Raw genomic sequence first — 19,196 nt, 5'->3', positions numbered from 1 at the left:
CATAACCGAGTCTCAATTGTGCCCATTATAGGGGCCGACAATTGGGACAATAGTCAGCGGTAGTTGTTCTGAATCTTTCGAAGGTGGACAATTGCCGGCTTCACGTCACCATCAGCGACCTTGAATGGCCTTCCTTGCACTCGGTATTAACCACAAGACTGCTTCAGTAGACGTCCGCGAGCGCGTGGCCTTTACCCCTGAGCAACTGGTTGAGGCCCTGCAGCAGCTCTGCCGACTGACCGACAGCCGCGAAGCTGCGATCCTCTCCACCTGCAATCGCAGTGAGCTTTATATAGAACAGGATCAGCTTTGTGCGGATATCGTGCTGCGCTGGCTGGCCGACTATCACCATTTAAGCCTCGATGAGCTGCGTGCGAGTGCTTATGTGCATGAAGATGATGCGGCAGTTCGTCACATGATGCGTGTCGCCTCCGGGCTCGACTCGTTGGTGCTGGGCGAACCACAGATTCTCGGCCAGATGAAATCGGCCTACGCCGTGGCCCGCGAGGCCGGGACTATCGGGCCGCTGCTGGGGCGACTCTTTCAAGCCACGTTCAATGCCGCCAAACAGGTGCGCACCGACACCGCAATCGGTGAAAACCCGGTGTCCGTGGCATTTGCGGCCGTCAGCCTGGCCAAACAGATTTTCAGTGATTTGCAACGCAGCCAGGCCTTGCTGATCGGCGCTGGCGAGACCATCACCCTGGTCGCCCGACATTTGCACGAGCTGGGGGTCAAGCGCATCGTCGTTGCCAACCGCACCCTGGAGCGCGCGAGTCTGCTGGCCGAACAGTTCGGCGCCCACGCGGTGTTGCTGTCGGATATTCCGGCGGAGTTGGTGCGCAGCGATATCGTCATCAGTTCGACCGCCAGTCAGTTGCCGATCCTCGGCAAAGGCGCGGTCGAGAGTGCTCTGAAGCTGCGCAAGCACAAACCGATCTTCATGGTCGACATTGCCGTTCCCCGGGATATCGAGCCGGAAGTCGGCGAGTTGGACGACGTTTACCTCTATAGCGTCGACGACCTCCACGAAGTGGTCGCCGAAAACCTCAAAAGTCGCCAGGGCGCAGCCCAGGCGGCGGAAGAAATGGTCTCGGTCGGCGCTGACGATTTCATGGTGCGCCTGCGCGAACTGGCGGCGGTCGACGTGCTCAAGGCCTATCGTCAACAGAGCGAACGCCTGCGCGACGAGGAACTGCAAAAAGCCCTGCGTCTGCTGGCCAACGGCGGTAACGCTGAAGACGTGCTCGGGCAACTGGCCCGTGGCCTGACCAATAAACTGTTGCATGCCCCGAGCGTGCAACTGAAAAAGCTTTCTGCCGAAGGCCGCCTCGATGCGCTGGCCATGGCCCAGGAACTCTTTGCCCTCGAGGGCTCACCGGATAGCTTTTCGGATAAAAAACCGCAATGAAAGCGTCACTGCTCAATAAGCTGGACATCCTCCAGGACCGTTTCGAGGAACTGACCGCGCTGCTCGGCGACGGCGAAGTCATTTCCGATCAAGCCAAGTTTCGTGCCTATTCCAAGGAATACGCCGAACTTGAGCCGGTGGTACAAGGCTATAAAAAGCTGCTCAGTGTACAAAGCGATCTTGAAGGCGCGCAGGCGCTGCTCAAGGACAGCGACCCGGACATGCGTGAAATGGCCGTGGAAGAAGTCCACGAAGCCAAGGAATTGCTGATCAGCCTGGAATCCGATCTGCAGCGCATGCTGCTGCCCAAGGATCTCAACGACGGCCGCAACGTCTTCCTCGAAATTCGCGCCGGCACCGGCGGCGACGAGGCGGCGATTTTTTCCGGCGACCTGTTCCGCATGTACTCGCGTTACGCCGAACGCCGCGGCTGGCGTGTGGAGATCCTTTCGGAAAACGAAGGCGAACACGGTGGCTATAAAGAAGTCATCGCCCGCATCGAAGGCGACAACGTTTACGGCAAGCTGAAATTCGAGTCCGGCGCGCACCGCGTACAGCGTGTGCCGGCCACCGAATCCCAGGGCCGTATCCACACCTCGGCCTGCACCGTGGCGGTGTTGCCCGAGCCAGACGAGCGCGAAGCCATCGAGATCAACCCGGCGGATTTGCGCGTCGACACTTACCGCTCCTCCGGGGCCGGCGGTCAGCACGTCAACACCACCGACTCGGCGATCCGCATCACGCACATACCGACCGGCACTGTCGTCGAGTGTCAGGAAGAACGTTCCCAGCACAAGAACCGTGCGCGGGCGATGGCGTGGCTCGCAGCCAAACTCAATGATCAGCAAACCGCCGCGGCGGCCAATGCGATTGCCAGCGAGCGAAAACTGCTCGTCGGTTCCGGTGATCGTTCCGAGCGGATTCGCACCTACAACTTTGCTCAGGGCCGGGTCACCGACCATCGCGTCAACCTGACCCTGTACTCCCTGGATGACATTCTCGCCGGTGGCGTTGAGGCCGTGATCGAGCCTTTGCTGGCCGAATACCAGGCCGACCAACTCGCGGCAATAGGTGAATAAATGACCATCATTGCCAGCCTGTTGCGTGCCGCCGAACTGCCGGATTCGCCCACCGCGCGTCTGGACGCCGAATTGCTCCTCGCGGCGGCGCTGGGCAAGTCGCGCAGTTTTCTGCACACCTGGCCCGAGCGCATCGTGCCCAGTGACGCGGCGCTGACCTTTGCCGAATACTTGCAACGCCGCCGTAGCGGTGAGCCGGTGGCTTATATTCTGGGTCAGCAGGGGTTCTGGAAGCTCGATCTGGAAGTCGCTCCGCACACACTGATTCCGCGTCCTGACACTGAATTGCTGGTGGAAGCGGCGCTGGAGTTGCTCCCCGCAACGCCCGCTAAAGTGCTCGACCTCGGCACTGGCAGTGGCGCAATTGCGTTGGCCTTGGCCAGCGAACGCCCAGCGTGGAAAGTCACTGCCGTGGACCGTGTTCTGGAAGCCGTGGCCCTGGCGGAGCGCAATCGCCAGCGTCTGCACCTGAACAATGCCACGGTGCTGAGCAGCCATTGGTTCAGCGCTCTGCAAGGTCAGCGTTTTGATCTGATCATCAGCAATCCGCCCTACATCGCGTCCGCCGACCCGCATCTGGTCGAAGGTGATGTGCGCTTCGAACCGGCCAGTGCGCTGGTGGCCGGTGAGGACGGGCTCGACGACTTGCGTCTGATCGTCGCCCAAGCGCCGGATCACCTGCAGGCCGCTGGCTGGCTGATGCTCGAACACGGCTATGATCAAGCCGAAGCCGTGCGCGATCTGCTGCTCACGCGCGGTTTTGAAGAAGTCCACAGCCGCACCGATCTGGGCGGTCATCAACGCATCAGCCTGGGGCGCCTGCCGTGCTGAATGATCAGGAATTGCTGCGCTACAGCCGACAGATTCTGCTGCAACACATCGACATCGATGGCCAGTTGAAGCTCAAGGACAGTCGCGTACTGATCGTCGGCCTCGGCGGTCTCGGTGCGCCGGTTGCCTTGTATCTGGCGGCAGCAGGTGTGGGCGAATTGCATTTGGCGGATTTCGACACGGTCGATCTGACCAACCTGCAGCGCCAGATCATCCACGACACCGACAGCGTCGGCATGAGCAAGGTCGACTCGGCGCTCAAGCGTTTGAGTGCGATCAACCCCGAGATTCTACTGGTGCCTCATCGTCAGGCACTGGACGAGGACTCTCTTGCCGCTGCCGTTTCGGCGGTGGACCTGGTCCTCGACTGTTCCGATAATTTTTCCACGCGCGAAGCGGTCAACGCCGCGTGTGTGGCCGCTGGCAAACCCTTGGTCAGCGGCGCAGCGATTCGTCTTGAAGGGCAGTTGTCGGTGTTCGATCCGCGTCGCGCCGAAAGTCCTTGCTACCACTGTCTGTACGGCCACGGTAGCGAAGCCGAACTGACGTGTAGCGAGGCTGGCGTAGTGGGGCCGCTGGTGGGGTTGGTCGGCAGCCTTCAGGCACTCGAAGCGTTGAAGGTGCTGGTCGGGTTCGGCGAACCGCTGGTGGGGCGCTTGCTGTTGATCGACGCCTTGGGCTCGCGCTTTCGCGAGTTGCGGGTCAAGCGTGATCCGGGTTGCAGCGTCTGTGGTTCGCGCCATGCGTGAAGCGCCGATCGGCGTGTTTGATTCCGGTGTCGGCGGCTTGTCGGTATTGGCCGAAATCCAGCGATTGTTGCCCCGAGAGTCGCTGCTGTACTTTGCCGATTGCGGGCACATTCCTTACGGCGAGAAAACCCCTGCGTTCATCCGCCAGCGCTGCAGCGTGATGGCCGGGTTTTTCCGCGAGCAGGGCGCCAAGGCGTTGGTGGTCGCCTGCAATACCGCGACGGTGGCCGCTGTGGCCGATCTGCGCCGGGATTTTCCCGACTGGCCGATTGTTGGCATGGAGCCAGCGGTCAAGCCCGCCGCTGCTGCCACCCGCAGCGGTGTGGTCGGCGTACTCGCCACCACCGGCACCTTGCAGAGTGCCAAGTTTGCAGCGCTGCTGGATCGCTTCGCCACCGATGTGCGGGTGATCACCCAGCCGTGCCCGGGGCTGGTCGAGTTGATCGAGAGCGGCGATCTGCACAGCGCCGCGTTGCGCCAGTTGCTGCAAAGCTACGTCGATCCGCTGCTGGCCAATGGTTGCGACACCATTATTCTCGGCTGCACGCACTATCCCTTTCTTAAAACGATGCTCAAGTCGATGCTCCCCGAAAACATCAGCCTGATCGACACGGGTGCAGCCGTGGCTCGGCAACTTCAGCGTCTTCTGGCCGAACGCGATTTGCTCGCCGAAGGGCCGAACCGGTCGGTCAGATTCTGGACCAGTGCCGACCCGCAGTACTTCAAAAACATCCTGCCGCTGCTGGGGCAAACCGCAAGTGAAGTGCATCACTTCGGATTGTAAAAAAAGTGTGAAATAACTAAAAAATCGGCTGAACTTCTGATCAACCGCCGCCTTCTATAGCGTGAGTTATCTAGAAAACCAAACGATCGTTCCGGAAAAGGAAGTTTCAAAGTGAAGCGACTATTCTGTTTGGCCGCGATTGCGGCCGCACTGATGGGGCACAGTTTTACCGCACAAGCAGCAGGTGTTGAGTTCGGGGTCGGGGCAACCAGCGACTCAACCATGACGTATCGCCTGGGGATGAATTTCGATTGGGACAAGAGCTGGCTGCAGAGTGACGTCGGTCGCCTGACCGGTTACTGGAGCGGTGCCTACACCTATTGGGAAGGCGACAAGACCTCCAGCAACAACAGCCTGTCCTTCTCGCCGGTGTTCGTTTACGAGTTTGCCGGGCAATCGGTCAAACCGTATGTCGAGGCCGGGATTGGCGTGGCGGTGTTCTCCAATACCCGGTATGAATCGAACAATCTGGGCGGCGCCTTCCAGTTCGAAGATCGCCTGGGTTTTGGTCTGCGTTTCAACGGTGGGCATGAAGTCGGGATTCGTGCGATGCACTATTCCAACGCCGGTCTTGCCAGTGACAACGACGGTGTAGAAAGCTACGCGCTGCATTACACGATGCCACTGTAAGCACAGATTTAACTGTTTGCAGAAAACCTTGTGGGAGCGGGCTTGCTCGCGAATATGGTGTATCAGTCGACATGCGAGTTGATTGACCCACCGCTTTCGCGATCAAGCCCGCTCCCACATTTGGTTTTGGGGTGTTTTCGGGATCAGCGGTATACCGTGGCGATACCCTGGCGCTCTTCGATGCACTCGGGTGAGCCCATCTCGAACTCGCGACAAATCAGCGGACGCTTCTCATAGATCGTGCACATCATCGTGTCGCGATCCAGTGCCGCACACCAGCCGTCGTCCAGACGCAGCATCACTTCGCCGCCCCACTCATCGGTATCGATAAAGCGATCAGGCACGCCGGTGTCGGTGATCAGCATCACTTCGAGCTGGCAGCAGCACGCTGCGCAAGTCGAACAGGTGACCGCCGGTTCGGTGATTTGCTGGTGGGGAATGTTTTTCATGGCCGGCAGTGTAAGGCAGAGCTCGTCGAGTGTGTGAAAGCTCTGACGGACGCTCAGTGGTTCAGGCGTCGCGCCATGGTGTGCAACAACGGAAACAGCAGTGCCCAAAGCAGGCCGATGCCGATCAGGGTCGGTAATTCGCCGTAGGGAAATTGCACCCCGGCCAGTCGTCCGCCGCCGTAGTACGACAATGCGCCGCCGACGGCGCCCAGTGCGCTGGCCAGCCACCATGGCCGGGCAGTCCACGCAAGGCAGTGACGCAGGGTCGTGGCGAGCAAGGCCCAGAGCAGCATCAGCCACAGCGGAATCAATGGTGACTGATCCTGGAACTCAAACACGCCTAGGCCACGCAAAACGCTGTCCACCGCCGTACCGACCAGCACCACACTGAGTACCAAACGGCCCTCAGCCGCCCAACTGCTGATCCAGCACAGATGAATCACCAGCACCGCCAGCGCCAGCAGCAGCCACAAACTGTTGCCGCCGAGCACACAGACCAGCCAGCCGATCTGGAACAACACGGCATTGGCGATCCGCTCAAGCATCGAAACGGCCAAGCAGTGGCGCGGGCATGGCAGCGGGTTTGGCCAGCAGCAATTGCGCGGTGCCGATGGTGCGCTCCAGGAATCCGCCCTCGCAGTAGCACAGATAGAATTCCCACAACCGCAGGAAGTAATCGTCGTAGCCCAATTCGCTCAAGCGGCCGTGTGCACGGCGAAAGTTTTCGTGCCACAGACGCAGGGTGCGTGCGTAGTGCAGGCCGAAATCTTCCATGTGCAGCAAGTTCATGTCGGTTTCGCGACTGACCACTTCAAGCATCTTCTGCACAGAGGGCAGGGCGCCGCCGGGGAAGATGTAGCGCTGGATGAAGTCGACGCCGCGCCTGGCTTGCTCGTAGCGCTGTTCGCGGATGGTGATGGCTTGAATCAGCATCAGACCATTGCGCTTGAGCAGGTGTGCACATTGCTTGAAGTAGGTCGGCAGGAAGCGATGACCGACGGCTTCGATCATCTCGATCGACACCAGTTTGTCGTACTCGCCGGTGAGGTCGCGGTAGTCCTTGAGCAGCAGCGTGACCTGATCCTGCAAGCCCAGTTGTTCGATGCGCTGTGCGGTAAACGCGTACTGCTCTTTGGACAGGGTTGTGGTGGTCACGCGGCAGCCATAGTTTTGTGCCGCGTAGAGCGCCATGCTGCCCCAACCGGTGCCGATTTCCAGCAGGTGATCGCTGGGCGTAAGTGCGAGTTTCTGGCAGATCCGCTCGAGCTTGTTCAGTTGCGCCTGTTCCAGACTGTCTTCGGGGGTGAGGAACTGTGCCGCCGAATACATCATGGTCGGGTCGAGAAACTGCTCGAACAGATCGTTGCCCAGGTCATAGTGCGCGGCGATGTTTTTCTGCGAGCCCTTGCGGGTGTTGCGGTTGAGCCAGTGCAGGCCTTGCACCAGCGGGCGGCCGAGACGGGCCAGACCGCCCTCCATCGCGTCGAGCACCTCAAGGTTGCTGACGAACACCCGCACCACGGCGGTCAGGTCAGGCGAATGCCAGTAACCATGGATGAATGCCTCGCCGGCACCGATCGAGCCGTTGCCGGCCACCATGCCCCAGACTGCCGGGTCCTGAATGTGGATTTCCCCGAGCAAGGCACTTCCCGGCGCGCCGAACATCAAGCGTTCGCCATCCTCGATCACCAGCAGTTGCCCGTGTTTGAGTTGAGCCAGTTGGCGTAATACACCACGGCGCAACAGCGATCCGGTCAAACCATGGGTGCTGAGCCGACTGAGCGACGGGCTAGAGGATTTCATGGCGTTGCTCCTTGGGAGGCACAGTGGCGGTTTGAAAGCTGCCGTCGGCAGCCTGATGAGCAAAGACGGGCGCGCGTTTGAACAGCAGTCGCAACGCTTGCCAGTAAATCGCCAACGCGGTTTTTGCAGTCATCCACGGGAAGCGCCGCAGGTAGCGATGCAGGCTTTGCCGGTTGAGGGTTTCGCGTTGCAGATTGAGCGTGGCGTCGAACAGCTTGTGTTCGCCCTGCCAGTCGGCCATGTGCACGCCAAGGGTTTTGGCGGCGGGGCTGAAGCTCATGCGGTATTCAAGATCGCGCGGCAGAAACGGTGAGACATGGAACGCCTTGGCCACCGCGAAATGCTGGTGAAAATCCTGCAGATTGGCCGGCGTGCGCGCAGGCAGCACGTAGTGATAACGCTCGCGCCATGGGGTGTTGGTCACTTCGCAGACAATCGCGGCCAGTTGCCCGTCGGCTTCGTGGCAGTAAAAGAAACTCACCGGGTTGAACGACAAGCCCCAACTGCGCGCCTGGGTCAGCAGGCAGATCGAGCCTTGCGGTTCATGGCCGATGGCGGCAGCGACCTGCTGGCGCACGGCATCGATCAGGCGAATGCCGCGCCCGGTGAAGGTCTTCAGATAGTCGGTTTCGCGAAAGGAGAACGGCGCGAAGCGGCTACGCCCCGCCAGTGGCGACAGCGCCAGTACAGCGTCCTGTTCGCTCAGATCGAGATAGAGCAAGCCGATCTTGTAACGGAACGCGTGCTTGCGCGGCGAAAAGCGCCGATGACCGATCCAGCCGCTGTACAGGGCGCTGTTCATAAGGTTTCCCCGAACGAAGCAGCCACGCGCAATGCGCTGACCACACCGTCTTCATGGAAACCGTTGGCCCAGTAGGCGCCGCAATAATGTGTGTGTTGTGCGCCGTCCAGTTCTGCCCAGCGATTCTGCGCCGCCACTGCCGCGAGGCTGAATTGCGGGTGGGCGTAGGTGTATTTGGCGAGCACTTTGAATGGGCTGATGCCCGCGCTCTGGTTGAGGCTGACGCAAAACGTGGTGTCGCTCTGGATGCCTTGCAGGATGTTCATGTCATAAGTGACCGCCGCCTGAGTGTGGCCGGATCCGCCAAGTCGATAGTTCCAGCTCGCCCACGCCAGTTTGCGAGCGGGCAGCAGACGCGTGTCGGTGTGCAACACCACTTCATTGTCGGCGTAGGGCAGGGCGCCGAGGATTGCACGTTCGGCATCGCTGGGGCTGGCGAGCAGTTGCAAGGCCTGATCGCTGTGACAGGCAAACACCACTTGGTCGAAATGTTCGCTGCCTGCCGGGCTGTGGATAACCACGCCATGTTCGTTGCGATCAACACGGGTCACCGGGCAGTTGAGGCGGATGTTCTCTTTGAACGAAGCGGTCAGTGGCGCGACATAGGCGCTGGAGCCGCCCTCGATGACCTGCCATTGCGGACGATTACTGACCGATAACAGCCCATGGTTCTTGAAGAAACGGACAAAAAACTGCAGCGGAAAATTGAGCATCTGCGCCATCGGCATCGACCAGATCGCGGCCCCCATCGGCACGATGTAATGCAGGATGAAACGCTCGCCGTAGCCGCCAGCCTTGAGGTAGTCGTCCAGCGTGGTGTCGGCAGCGATCCGCTGTTCTGCGAGGTCGCGTTGCGCTTCTTTGTTGAAGCGCAGAATGTCGCGCAGCATGCCCCAGAATCCCGGCGACAGCAGATTGCGGCGCTGGGCGAACAGGCTGTTGAGGTTGTTGCCGTTGTATTCCAGCCCCGTGTCCGGATCGGTCACGGAGAAGCTCATTTCGGTCGCTTTGAAGCTCACGCCGAGCTCGCCCAGCAAGCGAATGAAGTGGGGGTACGTCCAGTCGTTGAATACGATGAAGCCGGTGTCCACCGCGTAGGAGCGACCGTCGACGGTCACCTCTACGGTGTGCGTGTGGCCACCGACCCAGTCGCTGGCTTCGAACACCGTGATGTCGTGTCGGCGATTGAGCAGGTAGGCGCAGGTAAGCCCGGAGATCCCGCTGCCGATGATGGCAATTTTCACGTTGGTTCCTGCAGCGGTGGATTGCGTCGCACCATGCGTTTGCCAATGGCGAGTTGCGCTCGGGCGGGCAATTTCGACAACGGCCACAGGGCGGCCATGAACAGCGCGGGAAAGGCGATTTCCAGTGGCCGGTCCTTGAGTTTGGCGTAGATGTGTCGTGCGGCTTTATCCACAGGCCAGCTCAGAGGCATCGGAAAATCATTCTTGGCGGTCAGCGGTGTCTCGACAAAACCGGGGCTGACCACCGTGACTTCAATGCCTTCATCCGCCAGGTCAATGCGCAACGATTCGAACAGGTAACGCAGCCCGGCCTTCGATGCACCATAGGCTTCGGCCCGAGGCAGCGGCAGATAGGTCACGGAGCTGGCGACCCCGACCAGATGCGGTGCCGTGCCTTTACGCAGCAAGGGCAGGGCGGCTTCGATGCAATAGCTGCTGGCGAGCAGATTGGTGCGCACCACATGCTCGACGATCGAAGCGTCGAACTGGCGGGCATCGACGTACTCGCACGTCCCGGCATTGAGAATCACGCTATCGAGCGATCCCCAGTCCTGAGTGATGTGCTCACCGATTTCGCGCACGGTCTGGCTGTTGGTCAAATCGCCCGGCACCACGAGCACTTGTCCCGGATAACGTTGCGACAAGGCCTTGAGCGGGGCGACCTGGCGTGAACTGACCGCCAGGTGCGCACCGGATTTCAGAATTTCCTCAGCCAGTGCCGCGCCGATACCACTGCTGGCACCGGTCAACCAATAGCGCCGTGGAGGTGTACGAGTCATCCCATTCTCCTTTTCAACCAAGTAATTACTCGGCCCAATACGGGCAAATGTTCGTACAGCAGCGCCCCGGCATCGAAATAATCCCGGTGGCGATAAACCTTGTCGCGCCAAAGCAAATGCGAGCAGCCGCTGACGCGTATTTCCCGGCCACTGGCCAGCCGTGGGTGGCGATAACTCATGACCCAGCGCAGGTAGCCTTCACCGTCACTGATCTGGTCGAAACCGTAGAAGTCGAAGCGCAGTTCGCTGACGTTGGCGTACATCTGGGCAAAGTAGCTGCGCAGTTGCGTCAACCCCTGCACGTCGTGCAACGGGTCGGTGAAGTGAATGTCATCGCTGTACAGCTCGCCCAAGCGTTGCAAGTTGTCTTTATCCAACTCGCAAAATTGCCGGGCGAAGCTGCGCAGCAATTCACTCATGATCGCCTCCGGCCGCTTGGCGGGCAGGCAGGTTCTTGAAGGCGGCCAACGCGCGCTCCCGTGACGCGCTGAGATTAACGATTGGCGCGCGATAGTCGGCGACACCGAACAGCCCACCGGCGCTGGCCGGGTTGTGCACTTGTTTTTTATTGAGCCCGGCCAGTTCAGGCAGCCAGTGCTTGATGAACAGCCCTTCGCTGTCGAATTTCTCCGACTGGCTCAGCGGATTGAAAATGCGGAAGTACGGCGCCGAATCGGTCCCGGTCGATGAGCTCCACTGCCAGCCACCGTTGTTGGCCGCCAGATCGCCGTCGATCAGGTGGCGCATGAAAAAGCGTTCGCCTTCACGCCAGTCGATCAGCAGGTTTTTGGTCAGGAACATTGCCACCACCATGCGCAGACGGTTGTGCATCCAGCCGGTTTCGAGCAATTGGCGCATGGCCGCATCGATGATCGGCAGCCCGGTGCGCGCTTCTTGCCACGCCGCCAGATCATCCGGTGCATGGCGCCAGGCCAAGGCCTCGGTTTCCGGGCGGAAGGCGCGGTGGCGCGATACCCGTGGATAGCCGACCAGGATGTGTTTGTAAAACTCACGCCACAGCAGTTCGTTGATCCAGGTGACCGCGCCCACCTTGCCGCTTTCGAATTCGCCCTGATTGCTCTGCAGGGCCGCGTGCAGGCATTGGCGGGGCGATATCACCCCGGCGGCAAGATAAGCAGAAAGCTGACTGGTGCCCGGTTTGGCCGGGAAGTCTCTTTCGCTTTTGTAGTAGTCGATTTGCGCATCGGCGAAGGTATCGAGGCGGCGTTGAGCTTCCTCTTCCCCTGCCGGCCACAGGGCGCGCAGGGACTCGCCGGGGGCGGCGAAACCGTCGACGCAGTCAGGCACCGGATCGCTCTCGAGCGCCAGTGCGGTTTGCTTGCCTGGGGTTTTCACCAGGGCCGGCATCGAGCGATGCAGGCGTTCATAGCAGACCTTGCGGAACTGGCTGAACACCTGAAAATAAGTGCCGGTTTTGGTCAGTACCGTGCCGGGCTTGAACAGCAGTTGATCAAGATAGCGGTGAAATTCGACGCCTTCGCCTTTCAGCGTGTCGGCCACCGCCGCATCGCGACGGCTCTCATGAACACCGTATTCTTCGTTGACGTGAACGGCGGCGATCTTCAGTTGCTGGCAGAGTTTGAGCAGCTGCGCTGGGGCCTGATCCCAGTGCGCAGCGGTGCGGATCAGCAAGGGAATGTTCAGCTCGCCCAGGCTTTTGCTCAGTTCGCGCAGATTGCGTAGCCAGAAATCGACCTTGCACGGCGCGTCGTCATGTTCTTGCCATTGCCGGGGGCTCAACAGGTACACGGCGACCGTCGGGCCGCGTGCTGCGGCGGCCGCAATGGCGGTGTTGTCATGTTGGCGCAAGTCAGTGCGCAGCCAGATCAATTGCATGTCGGTCTTCACTGGGTTCATCAAATCAGCCCGCGCTGAATGAGCACCTGGTGCGCTGAAAGCGCATCTTCAGCCAGGTACAAATCAGCTATCTCGCAAGTTCTTACGGACAACTCGGCGTGGTGGATGCATACCGTTGGTCCGACAATTATTTTTGGGCCACTGACCCCCGCCAGAAGTTTCGGCAACTGTGCGAGTTGCATGGCTTTGCTGGAATACAGCAGTACGCCACGCGATTGCAGATGTTCGACCGCCAATGCCAGTTCCCCGGCTGGCAACGGCCAGTCAAAGACTTGCACCGGACAATCGTTGCTGCTGATCAGCCACGCGCATAGCCACAGATGAGGTTCCAGTGGCAGGTCGGAGTGATTGATCAGCAGCAGCGGCGCTGAATGCAACTGACGGTTGTTATGGTAGATGCGCGCGCCGAATTTGCTGCGTAACCATGAATAAAAGAACACGCGCTCCATCTGCGCACCGAACTGGCCCTGCCAGCGTTGCTCAAGATCGGCCAGCAGCGGCATCAGCAATTGTTCGCACAGGGTGCGCGGCGGATACAGCGCCATGGCTTGATTGACGCTGTCGTCGAGGTTGCGTTCATTGAGTTGCGTGACGGCCATCAACAGTGTCTGACGCAATCGTTGCCAGTCGTTTTCCACCGTTTCGCTGAACGCTTGCGGGGTCTCGAGCAACGGCTTGACCTGACTGACCGCAACGCCGCGGTTGAGCCAGGTGAGGATGGTCAGGATCCGTTGCACATGCTCGGCCGAATACAGCCGATGCCCCTTGGGTGTGCGCTGCGGCACGATCAGCCCATAACGGCGTTCCCATGCGCGCAGAGTGATCGCGTTGACGCCGGTTTGCCGCGCCACTTCGCGGATCGGCAGCCAGCCTTCGTCGAGGGCTTTTTTAAAGTCCGCGCCCAAGTCTTCCTGGGCGCTGCTATCGGTTTTTTCAGTCATTAGATGGCGTTTCGCAAGCTGAGATTTTCCGGATGCGGTTGCAGATAAACCTGCTGCGCAATGTACGGGTCCGGATGGAGGCGAAAGTGATGCTTGAGCAGGGTCAACGGCACGACCAGCGGCACGATGCCGAGGCGGTACTGGCCGATGACATGTTGCATCTCTTGTTTGTCTTCGGCGCTGATCGCCTGTTTCAGATACCCGCTGATGTGTAACAGGACGTTGCTGTGCGTGCCACGGGTGGCGCATTTTTTAAGCGCCGCCATCAGTTCGCTGAAGTAGCGAGGGCCCAGTTGCGCAGGGTCGCTCTGCGCCATGTTGCCTAACAACTGCCCCAGTGCCTTGTATTGCAGAGGGTTGTGGGCCATCAGCTGATATTTGTAGCGCGAATGGAATTCCGTGAGGGCACGGCGGCTCAGGCCTTGGGCAAGCAACTGCTGCCAGTCGCGGTAGGCGAGCACGCGGGTAATGAAGTTCTCGCGCAGCACCGGATCGTTCAGGCGGCCGGCTTCTTCCACCGGCAAGTCCGGGTGCCGTGCACAGAAGGCTTGAGCATAGATGCCGCGTCCGCCGCCGTTCACCGGGGCGCCGTTGGCGTGATAGACCTTGACCCGTTCCAGTCCGCAGGACGGTGACTGCTGCATGAAGATGTAGCCGCAGATGTCATTCAGTTCGGCGGCCATCTTCTGGCCGTACTCGGCCAGTGGCTGGGTGACGTTGATTGCGGGGTTGACGGTGCCGATGGCTTCGGGATGCTCCGGGTCGCCGACCAGGCGAATCGGCTCGCGAGGAATGCCCAGGCCAATCGCGACTTCCGGGCACAGCGGGACGAACTCGAAATATTCCGAGAGCGTGCGGCTGCACAGTCGCGACTCCTTGTGACCACCGTTGTAGCGCACCTCGGCACCCAGCAGGCAGGCGCTGATGGCGATTTTGGGTTTAAGCGCAGAAGGTTCGGACATGAGCACCTCGAATCTATACCTGTACAGAGGTTTGCCTCTGTACAACTTTTCCTCAGCATAGATTGTGGGGTGTACAAGTCAAATGATTTGTATAGGTTTTTGCGGGAGGGAGCTCACTTCCAGCCCAAATGCCATTCAGCCGGGTCTTTCAGGATTTGCCAATCGAGTCGCTCGGCGCGCTGGGTCAGCACGGCCTGCAACTCAATCTCAAGCACCGTGCCTTCCTCATCGCAGAACAGTTCGGTCACCAGAAAATGCTTCTCGCGGTTTTTCGGCTGGGCTGCTGTCCATTTCGACAGCAGCAATTTGCGCGGATTGATGCGGTTCATTGCAGGTGCTCGTGCAAGCGTCGCGCGGCCTCCTGACCACTGAGCCATGCACCTTCGACACGTCCCGACAGGCACCAGTCGCCGCAGGCATACAAGCCCAGATCGGCATCGGCCAGCGTGCCCCATTCGTGGCCGGTCGCCGGGCGGGCATAGAGCCAGCGATGGGCGAGGCTGAAGGTCGGGGCGGGCATCGCGCCGTGCAGCAATTCGGCGAAAGCACCGTGCAGTTGCTCAATGACCGCCTCTTTGGACAGGTCGATGTGCTGCCGGCTCCACGCGCTTGTGGCATGCAACACCCAAGTGTCGAGGGTGTTGTCGCGCCCCGGCTTGCTGCGGTTGCGCGCCAGCCAATCGAGTGGGCTGTCCTGCACGAAGCAGCCTTCGATGGGGGTCTCCAGCGGCGTATCGAAGGCGAGGGCAACGGCCCAGGTGGGGTCCATTTTCACCCCGGCGGCGGCCCCGGCGAGTTTCGGCGCGGCGGCCAGCAGTGCGGTGGCCTGCGGCGCGGGCGTGGCAATCACCACATGACTGAAAGGCCCGTGGGTGAAACCTTCGGCGTCTTGCAGATGCCAGTGTTCTTCGCCACGGAAGACCTCGGTGATCCGGCAAGCGAAATGCACTTCCATGCCATCGAGCAAGCCGCGTGTGATTGCGCTCATGCGTGGCGCGCCAACCCAACGGGTCTGTTCGTCCGGGGAGAGGTTGAGTTGCCCGCCCTGATAGGTGTAGAGCTGCGGCGTCCACTCGGCGACCCAGCCCTGGCTTTGCCAGCGCTGCACCTCGGTGACGAAGCGCCGGTCGCGGGCGGTGAAGTATTGCGCGCCCATGTCCAGCGAACCGGCGTCGCTGCGTTTGCTCGACATGCGTCCGCCGCTGCCGCGACTTTTATCGAACAACTGGACGGTGTACCCGGTCTCTGTCAGAGCCTGGGCCGCCGAGAGCCCGGCGATGCCGGTGCCGATGATTGCGATAGGTACAGTCATAGGGGCCTCGTTTACCTTTCTGTACAGAACAGACTACGCTGCTGATGAAACCTGTACAATTTTGTTTTTTGGTATAACTTCTAGCATTCTCGTTCGGACAGCTTGGCCTATGGTTAAACAATAGAGCCTGCCCGATAGAAAAGATCCCTGCTTCTAAAAATAGACTAGTGATCCGGGTAAAACGCCACGCGAGGAAGATGTCATGCATATATTGCTGACCGGCGGTACTGGTTTGATAGGGCGTCAGCTCTGCCGACATTGGTCTGGGCAGGGCCATCGTCTGACGGTGTGGAGTCGACGTCCGGAAACGGTCGCGAAAACCTGTGGTGCCCAAGTGCGTGGAGTTGCGCGCCTGGAGGACCTCGGCGAAGAAACTGTCGACGCCATCATCAATCTTGCTGGCGCACCGATTGCCGACCGACTCTGGACGCATCGACGCAAAGCGTTGCTGTGGAGCAGCCGTATCACGCTGACGGAAACGTTGTTGGCATGGCTCGAAACGCGGGCGCAGAAACCGTCGCTGCTGATCTCCGGGTCCGCCATCGGTTGGTATGGCGACGGTGGTGAACGTGAGCTGACGGAAGAGTCGCCGCCGGTCATCGACGATTTCGCCAGTCAGTTGTGCATCGCCTGGGAAGAAACGGCCCTGCGTGCCGAGTCTCAGGGCATTCGCGTGGTGCTGGTGCGAACCGGTCTGGTGCTGTCGGCTGAGGGCGGTTTTTTGTCGCGGCTGTTACTGCCGTTCAAGCTCGGGTTGGGCGGGCCGCTGGGCAATGGCCGGCAGTGGATGCCGTGGATTCATATCGACGATCAAATCGCCTTGATTGATTTTCTTCTGCTCCGCGATCAGGCGAGTGGTCCTTATAATGCGTGCGCGCCGAACCCTGTGCGCAATCGCGAATTTGCCAAGACGTTGGGCAGCGTACTGCACCGCCCGGCGTTCATGCCGATGCCGACGCTGGTGCTCAAAGTCGGCCTCGGCGAGATGTCTTTGTTGTTGCTGGGCGGCCAACGGGCCACGCCGGCACGCTTGCTGGAAGCGGGCTTCACTTTCCAGTTCACGGATTTACGCGCGGCCCTGGATGATCTCTCCAGCCGCCTCTGAAATAGGACGTTGCATGACCGATCACGCCTTGCTTCTGGTCAACCTGGGCTCCCCGGCCTCCACCTCGGTGGCCGATGTGCGCAGCTACCTCAATCAGTTTTTGATGGACCCGTACGTGATTGACCTGCCGTGGCCGGTAAGGCGTTTGCTGGTGTCGTTGATCCTGATCAAACGCCCCGAGCAATCGGCCCACGCCTATGCTTCGATCTGGTGGGAGGAGGGTTCGCCGTTGGTGGTGCTCAGTCGTCGTTTGCAGCAGCAGATGACCCAACAGTGGAACCGTGGCCCGGTTGATTTGGCGATGCGTTACGGCGAGCCGTCGATTGAAACCTGCCTGTTGCGATTGGTCGCGGCGGGGCACAAACGCATCACACTGGCGCCGCTTTATCCCCAGTTCGCTGACAGCACCACTACCACGGTGATCGAAGAGGCGAAGCGTGTCATTGGCAGCAAAAATCTCAATGTGCAGCTCTCGTTGCTGCAACCGTTCTACGATCAGCCGGAATACATTGAAGCGCTGGTCGAAAGCGCCAGGCCGCACTTGCAGCAGGACTACGATCACCTGCTGCTGAGCTTCCATGGCTTGCCCGAGCGGCACCTGACCAAACTCGATCCGACCGGCAATCATTGCTTCAAGAATGAAGATTGCTGCAAGAACGCATCGCCTGAGGTCTTGGCCACCTGTTATCGCGCGCAATGCCTGCGCACGGCGGCGTTGTTCGCTGAGCGCATGGGGCTGACGGATGGCAAATGGTCGGTGTCGTTTCAGTCGCGTCTGGGCCGAGCGAAGTGGATCGAGCCCTATACCGAGGCGCGGCTCGATGAGCTGGCGAAAAGCGGCGTGAAGAAGATTCTGGTGATGTGCCCGGCGTTTGTCGCTGACTGCATCGAGACACTGGAAGAGATTGGTGATCGCGGCAAGGAGCAGTTCTGCGAAGCCGGGGGAGAGGATCTGGTGCTGGTGCCGTGCCTCAATGACAACCCGCAATGGGCGAAGGCGCTGGCCACTCTGTGTGAACGAGCGCCGTTGGCGCTTTAAAAGCTTCGCGAGCAAGCTCGCTCCCACAGGGTCTGTGTTGCCACAAATGTTGTGTGCTCAGCAGATTCACTGTGGGAGCGCTCGCGAAAGCGGTCCTTCAGGCAATAAAGATTTTCAGCCGTCAGACCAGCGGCTCATCCGCCTTCTTGTGCTTCCAGCTGTCATTGCCCGGCAGGATCAGGTTCAGCGCAATCGCCACCACCGCGCATAGCGCAATGCCTTTGAGGCCGAAGTCGTCAGGCCCGGTGCCCGTGCCGACCAGCACGCCGCCAATCCCGAACACCAGCGTCACCGAAACGATCACCAGATTGCGCGCCTCGGCCAAGTCGATCTTGTGACGGATCAGGGTGTTCATCCCCACCGCCGCGATCGAACCGAACAACAGGCACAGAATCCCGCCCATCACCGGTACAGGAATGCTCTGCAGCAGCGCGCCGAACTTGCCGACAAACGCCAGGCTGATGGCGAAAATCGCCGCCCAGGTCATGATTTTCGGGTTGTAGTTCTTGGTCAGCATCACCGCGCCAGTCACTTCGGCGTAGGTGGTATTCGGCGGGCCGCCGAACAGTCCCGCAGCGGTAGTGGCGATGCCATCACCGAGCAGGGTGCGGTGCAGGCCCGGCTTCTTCAGATAGTCGCGACCGGTCACGCTGCCGACCGCAATCACGCCGCCGATGTGTTCAATCGCAGGCGCCAACGCGACCGGAACGATGAACAGAATTGCCTGCCAGTTGAACTCCGGCGCCGTGAAGTGCGGGATGGCAAACCAAGGGGCAGCGGCAATCTTCGCGGTATCGACCACGCCGAAATAGAACGCCATGGCAAAACCGACCAGTACGCCGGAAATGATCGGCACCAGGCGGAAGATGCCTTTGCCGAACACCGCCACGATCAACGTGGTCAGCAGCGCTGGCATCGAGATCATCATCGCGGTCTGGTAGTGGATCAGTTCGGAACCGTCGCCGGCCTTGCCCATTGCCATGTTCGCGGCAATCGGCGCCATGGCCAGGCCGATCGAAATGATCACCGGGCCAATCACCACCGGCGGCAGCAGACGGTCGATGAACCCGGTGCCTTTGATCTTCACGGCCAGGCCCAGGAAGGTGTAGACGAAACCGGCCGCCATCACGCCGCCCATGGTCGCGGCGAGGCCGAACTGGCCCTTGGCGAGAATGATCGGCGTGATGAACGCAAAGCTCGACGCCAGGAACACCGGCACCTGACGCCCGGTGACGATCTGGAACAGAATCGTCCCAAGACCTGCGGTGAACAGTGCCACGTTCGGGTCAAGGCCCGTGATCAGCGGCATCAGCACCAGGGCGCCGAAAGCCACGAACAGCATCTGCGCGCCGGACAACACCGTGCGCCAGAGCGGATCGTTGAACTCTTGCTGCATGG

21 protein-coding genes are annotated in these 19,196 nt (G+C 60.3%); 8 read left to right on the top strand and 13 right to left on the bottom strand.

Annotated features, from left to right (window positions below):
- Nucleotides 1-124: 124 nt before the first annotated feature.
- The 6 genes from hemA to AACY50_RS15110 all read left to right on the top strand — a co-directional run bounded on the left by hemA (nt 125) and on the right by AACY50_RS15110 (nt 5,484).
- The gene (gene hemA / locus AACY50_RS15135; RefSeq protein ID WP_339465327.1) at nt 125-1,411 is read left to right on the top strand and encodes a glutamyl-tRNA reductase; all 1,287 of its coding nucleotides are present in this window, start codon (nt 125-127) and stop codon (nt 1,409-1,411) included.
- Nucleotides 1,408-2,490: a peptide chain release factor 1 gene (gene prfA / locus AACY50_RS15130; RefSeq protein ID WP_339538791.1), complete on the top strand. Its 1,083-nt coding sequence runs from the start codon at nt 1,408-1,410 to the stop codon at nt 2,488-2,490. Before hemA ends, prfA begins: the two co-directional genes overlap by 4 nt.
- Nucleotides 2,491-3,321 carry a peptide chain release factor N(5)-glutamine methyltransferase gene (gene prmC, locus AACY50_RS15125; RefSeq protein ID WP_339538790.1) on the top strand — a complete coding sequence of 277 codons (831 nt, stop codon included), beginning with the start codon at nt 2,491-2,493 and terminating at the stop codon, nt 3,319-3,321.
- The gene (locus AACY50_RS15120) at nt 3,315-4,070 is read left to right on the top strand and encodes a molybdopterin-synthase adenylyltransferase MoeB (protein ID WP_339495730.1); all 756 of its coding nucleotides are present in this window, start codon (nt 3,315-3,317) and stop codon (nt 4,068-4,070) included. The genes prmC and AACY50_RS15120 overlap by 7 nt, the downstream gene beginning before the upstream one ends.
- Nucleotides 4,063-4,854, top strand: a complete 792-nt coding sequence (gene murI / locus AACY50_RS15115) for a glutamate racemase (RefSeq protein WP_339432201.1) — start codon at nt 4,063-4,065, stop codon at nt 4,852-4,854. The genes AACY50_RS15120 and murI overlap by 8 nt, the downstream gene beginning before the upstream one ends.
- 111 nt (nt 4,855-4,965) lie before the next feature.
- Nucleotides 4,966-5,484: an acyloxyacyl hydrolase gene (locus AACY50_RS15110; protein WP_339432200.1), complete on the top strand. Its 519-nt coding sequence runs from the start codon at nt 4,966-4,968 to the stop codon at nt 5,482-5,484.
- A 143-nt stretch (nt 5,485-5,627) separates the two neighbouring features.
- Here AACY50_RS15110 and AACY50_RS15105 read toward each other — a convergent pair whose 3' ends face one another.
- The 12 genes from AACY50_RS15105 to AACY50_RS15050 form a co-directional block, all read right to left on the bottom strand.
- Nucleotides 5,628-5,933, bottom strand: a complete 306-nt coding sequence (locus tag AACY50_RS15105; protein ID WP_221731562.1) for a YkgJ family cysteine cluster protein — start codon at nt 5,931-5,933, stop codon at nt 5,628-5,630.
- A 53-nt stretch (nt 5,934-5,986) separates the two neighbouring features.
- Complete coding sequence (locus AACY50_RS15100; RefSeq protein ID WP_339432199.1) at nt 5,987-6,478, bottom strand: DUF2878 domain-containing protein; 492 nt, start codon at nt 6,476-6,478, stop codon at nt 5,987-5,989.
- The gene (locus tag AACY50_RS15095) at nt 6,471-7,736 is read right to left on the bottom strand and encodes a cyclopropane-fatty-acyl-phospholipid synthase family protein (RefSeq protein WP_339432198.1); all 1,266 of its coding nucleotides are present in this window, start codon (nt 7,734-7,736) and stop codon (nt 6,471-6,473) included. Before AACY50_RS15095 ends, AACY50_RS15100 begins: the two co-directional genes overlap by 8 nt.
- Nucleotides 7,723-8,538 carry a DUF1365 domain-containing protein gene (locus AACY50_RS15090; protein WP_339495731.1) on the bottom strand — a complete coding sequence of 272 codons (816 nt, stop codon included), beginning with the start codon at nt 8,536-8,538 and terminating at the stop codon, nt 7,723-7,725. Before AACY50_RS15090 ends, AACY50_RS15095 begins: the two co-directional genes overlap by 14 nt.
- Complete coding sequence (locus AACY50_RS15085) at nt 8,535-9,782, bottom strand: NAD(P)/FAD-dependent oxidoreductase (protein WP_339538789.1); 1,248 nt, start codon at nt 9,780-9,782, stop codon at nt 8,535-8,537. The genes AACY50_RS15090 and AACY50_RS15085 overlap by 4 nt, the downstream gene beginning before the upstream one ends.
- Nucleotides 9,779-10,561, bottom strand: a complete 783-nt coding sequence (locus AACY50_RS15080) for an SDR family NAD(P)-dependent oxidoreductase (RefSeq protein ID WP_339432196.1) — start codon at nt 10,559-10,561, stop codon at nt 9,779-9,781. Before AACY50_RS15080 ends, AACY50_RS15085 begins: the two co-directional genes overlap by 4 nt.
- Nucleotides 10,558-10,980: a nuclear transport factor 2 family protein gene (locus AACY50_RS15075; protein ID WP_339432195.1), complete on the bottom strand. Its 423-nt coding sequence runs from the start codon at nt 10,978-10,980 to the stop codon at nt 10,558-10,560. The genes AACY50_RS15080 and AACY50_RS15075 overlap by 4 nt, the downstream gene beginning before the upstream one ends.
- Nucleotides 10,973-12,418: a deoxyribodipyrimidine photo-lyase gene (phrB, locus tag AACY50_RS15070; RefSeq protein ID WP_339538798.1), complete on the bottom strand. Its 1,446-nt coding sequence runs from the start codon at nt 12,416-12,418 to the stop codon at nt 10,973-10,975. The genes AACY50_RS15075 and phrB overlap by 8 nt, the downstream gene beginning before the upstream one ends.
- A gap of 20 nt (nt 12,419-12,438) precedes the next feature.
- Entirely contained in the window at nt 12,439-13,380 is a 942-nt protein-coding gene (locus AACY50_RS15065; protein ID WP_339432194.1) for a MerR family transcriptional regulator, read from the bottom strand.
- On the bottom strand, nt 13,380-14,342 hold the full coding sequence (locus tag AACY50_RS15060; protein WP_339432193.1) for a YbgA family protein: 963 nt from the start codon (nt 14,340-14,342) through the stop codon (nt 13,380-13,382). Before AACY50_RS15060 ends, AACY50_RS15065 begins: the two co-directional genes overlap by 1 nt.
- A 113-nt stretch (nt 14,343-14,455) precedes the next feature.
- Entirely contained in the window at nt 14,456-14,671 is a 216-nt protein-coding gene (locus tag AACY50_RS15055) for a TIGR02450 family Trp-rich protein (protein ID WP_339432192.1), read from the bottom strand.
- A complete protein-coding gene (locus AACY50_RS15050) occupies nt 14,668-15,654 on the bottom strand; it encodes an NAD(P)/FAD-dependent oxidoreductase (RefSeq protein ID WP_339432191.1) in 987 nt (328 codons plus the stop codon). Before AACY50_RS15050 ends, AACY50_RS15055 begins: the two co-directional genes overlap by 4 nt.
- A 202-nt stretch (nt 15,655-15,856) precedes the next feature.
- On the opposite strand from AACY50_RS15050, the gene AACY50_RS15045 reads away from it, so the two are divergent.
- Nucleotides 15,857-16,759 carry a TIGR01777 family oxidoreductase gene (locus tag AACY50_RS15045; RefSeq protein WP_339538788.1) on the top strand — a complete coding sequence of 301 codons (903 nt, stop codon included), beginning with the start codon at nt 15,857-15,859 and terminating at the stop codon, nt 16,757-16,759.
- Nucleotides 16,760-16,772: 13 nt separating this feature from the next.
- On the top strand, nt 16,773-17,798 hold the full coding sequence (gene hemH / locus AACY50_RS15040) for a ferrochelatase (protein ID WP_339538787.1): 1,026 nt from the start codon (nt 16,773-16,775) through the stop codon (nt 17,796-17,798).
- A 121-nt stretch (nt 17,799-17,919) separates the two neighbouring features.
- Here hemH and AACY50_RS15035 read toward each other — a convergent pair whose 3' ends face one another.
- Nucleotides 17,920-19,194, bottom strand: a complete 1,275-nt coding sequence (locus tag AACY50_RS15035; protein ID WP_339432188.1) for a uracil-xanthine permease family protein — start codon at nt 19,192-19,194, stop codon at nt 17,920-17,922.
- Nucleotides 19,195-19,196 lie beyond the last annotated feature (2 nt).

The sequence above is a fragment of the Pseudomonas sp. RA_15y_Pfl2_54 genome (genome assembly GCF_963971015.1).
In the GTDB taxonomy this organism is placed as follows: Bacteria; Pseudomonadota; Gammaproteobacteria; order Pseudomonadales; family Pseudomonadaceae; genus Aquipseudomonas; species Aquipseudomonas baetica_A.
This window is presented reverse-complemented; position numbering and strand designations above follow the sequence as displayed.

Excerpts from the sequence above, each read along its gene's own strand:
- hemA (WP_339465327.1), top strand. The coding sequence starts at position 125 with ATGGCCTTCCTTGCACTCGGTATTAACCACAAGACTGCTTCAGTAGAC.
- prfA (WP_339538791.1), top strand. The coding sequence starts at position 1,408 with ATGAAAGCGTCACTGCTCAATAAGCTGGACATCCTCCAGGACCGTTTC.
- prmC (WP_339538790.1), top strand. The coding sequence starts at position 2,491 with ATGACCATCATTGCCAGCCTGTTGCGTGCCGCCGAACTGCCGGATTCG.
- murI (WP_339432201.1), top strand. The coding sequence starts at position 4,063 with ATGCGTGAAGCGCCGATCGGCGTGTTTGATTCCGGTGTCGGCGGCTTG.
- AACY50_RS15105 (WP_221731562.1), bottom strand. The coding sequence starts at position 5,933 with ATGAAAAACATTCCCCACCAGCAAATCACCGAACCGGCGGTCACCTGT.
- AACY50_RS15100 (WP_339432199.1), bottom strand. The coding sequence starts at position 6,478 with ATGCTTGAGCGGATCGCCAATGCCGTGTTGTTCCAGATCGGCTGGCTG.
- AACY50_RS15095 (WP_339432198.1), bottom strand. The coding sequence starts at position 7,736 with ATGAAATCCTCTAGCCCGTCGCTCAGTCGGCTCAGCACCCATGGTTTG.
- AACY50_RS15090 (WP_339495731.1), bottom strand. The coding sequence starts at position 8,538 with ATGAACAGCGCCCTGTACAGCGGCTGGATCGGTCATCGGCGCTTTTCG.
- AACY50_RS15080 (WP_339432196.1), bottom strand. The coding sequence starts at position 10,561 with ATGACTCGTACACCTCCACGGCGCTATTGGTTGACCGGTGCCAGCAGT.
- AACY50_RS15075 (WP_339432195.1), bottom strand. The coding sequence starts at position 10,980 with ATGAGTGAATTGCTGCGCAGCTTCGCCCGGCAATTTTGCGAGTTGGAT.
- phrB (WP_339538798.1), bottom strand. The coding sequence starts at position 12,418 with ATGCAATTGATCTGGCTGCGCACTGACTTGCGCCAACATGACAACACC.
- AACY50_RS15065 (WP_339432194.1), bottom strand. The coding sequence starts at position 13,380 with ATGACTGAAAAAACCGATAGCAGCGCCCAGGAAGACTTGGGCGCGGAC.
- AACY50_RS15060 (WP_339432193.1), bottom strand. The coding sequence starts at position 14,342 with ATGTCCGAACCTTCTGCGCTTAAACCCAAAATCGCCATCAGCGCCTGC.
- AACY50_RS15055 (WP_339432192.1), bottom strand. The coding sequence starts at position 14,671 with ATGAACCGCATCAATCCGCGCAAATTGCTGCTGTCGAAATGGACAGCA.
- AACY50_RS15050 (WP_339432191.1), bottom strand. The coding sequence starts at position 15,654 with ATGACTGTACCTATCGCAATCATCGGCACCGGCATCGCCGGGCTCTCG.
- AACY50_RS15045 (WP_339538788.1), top strand. The coding sequence starts at position 15,857 with ATGCATATATTGCTGACCGGCGGTACTGGTTTGATAGGGCGTCAGCTC.
- hemH (WP_339538787.1), top strand. The coding sequence starts at position 16,773 with ATGACCGATCACGCCTTGCTTCTGGTCAACCTGGGCTCCCCGGCCTCC.
- AACY50_RS15035 (WP_339432188.1), bottom strand. The coding sequence starts at position 19,194 with ATGCAGCAAGAGTTCAACGATCCGCTCTGGCGCACGGTGTTGTCCGGC.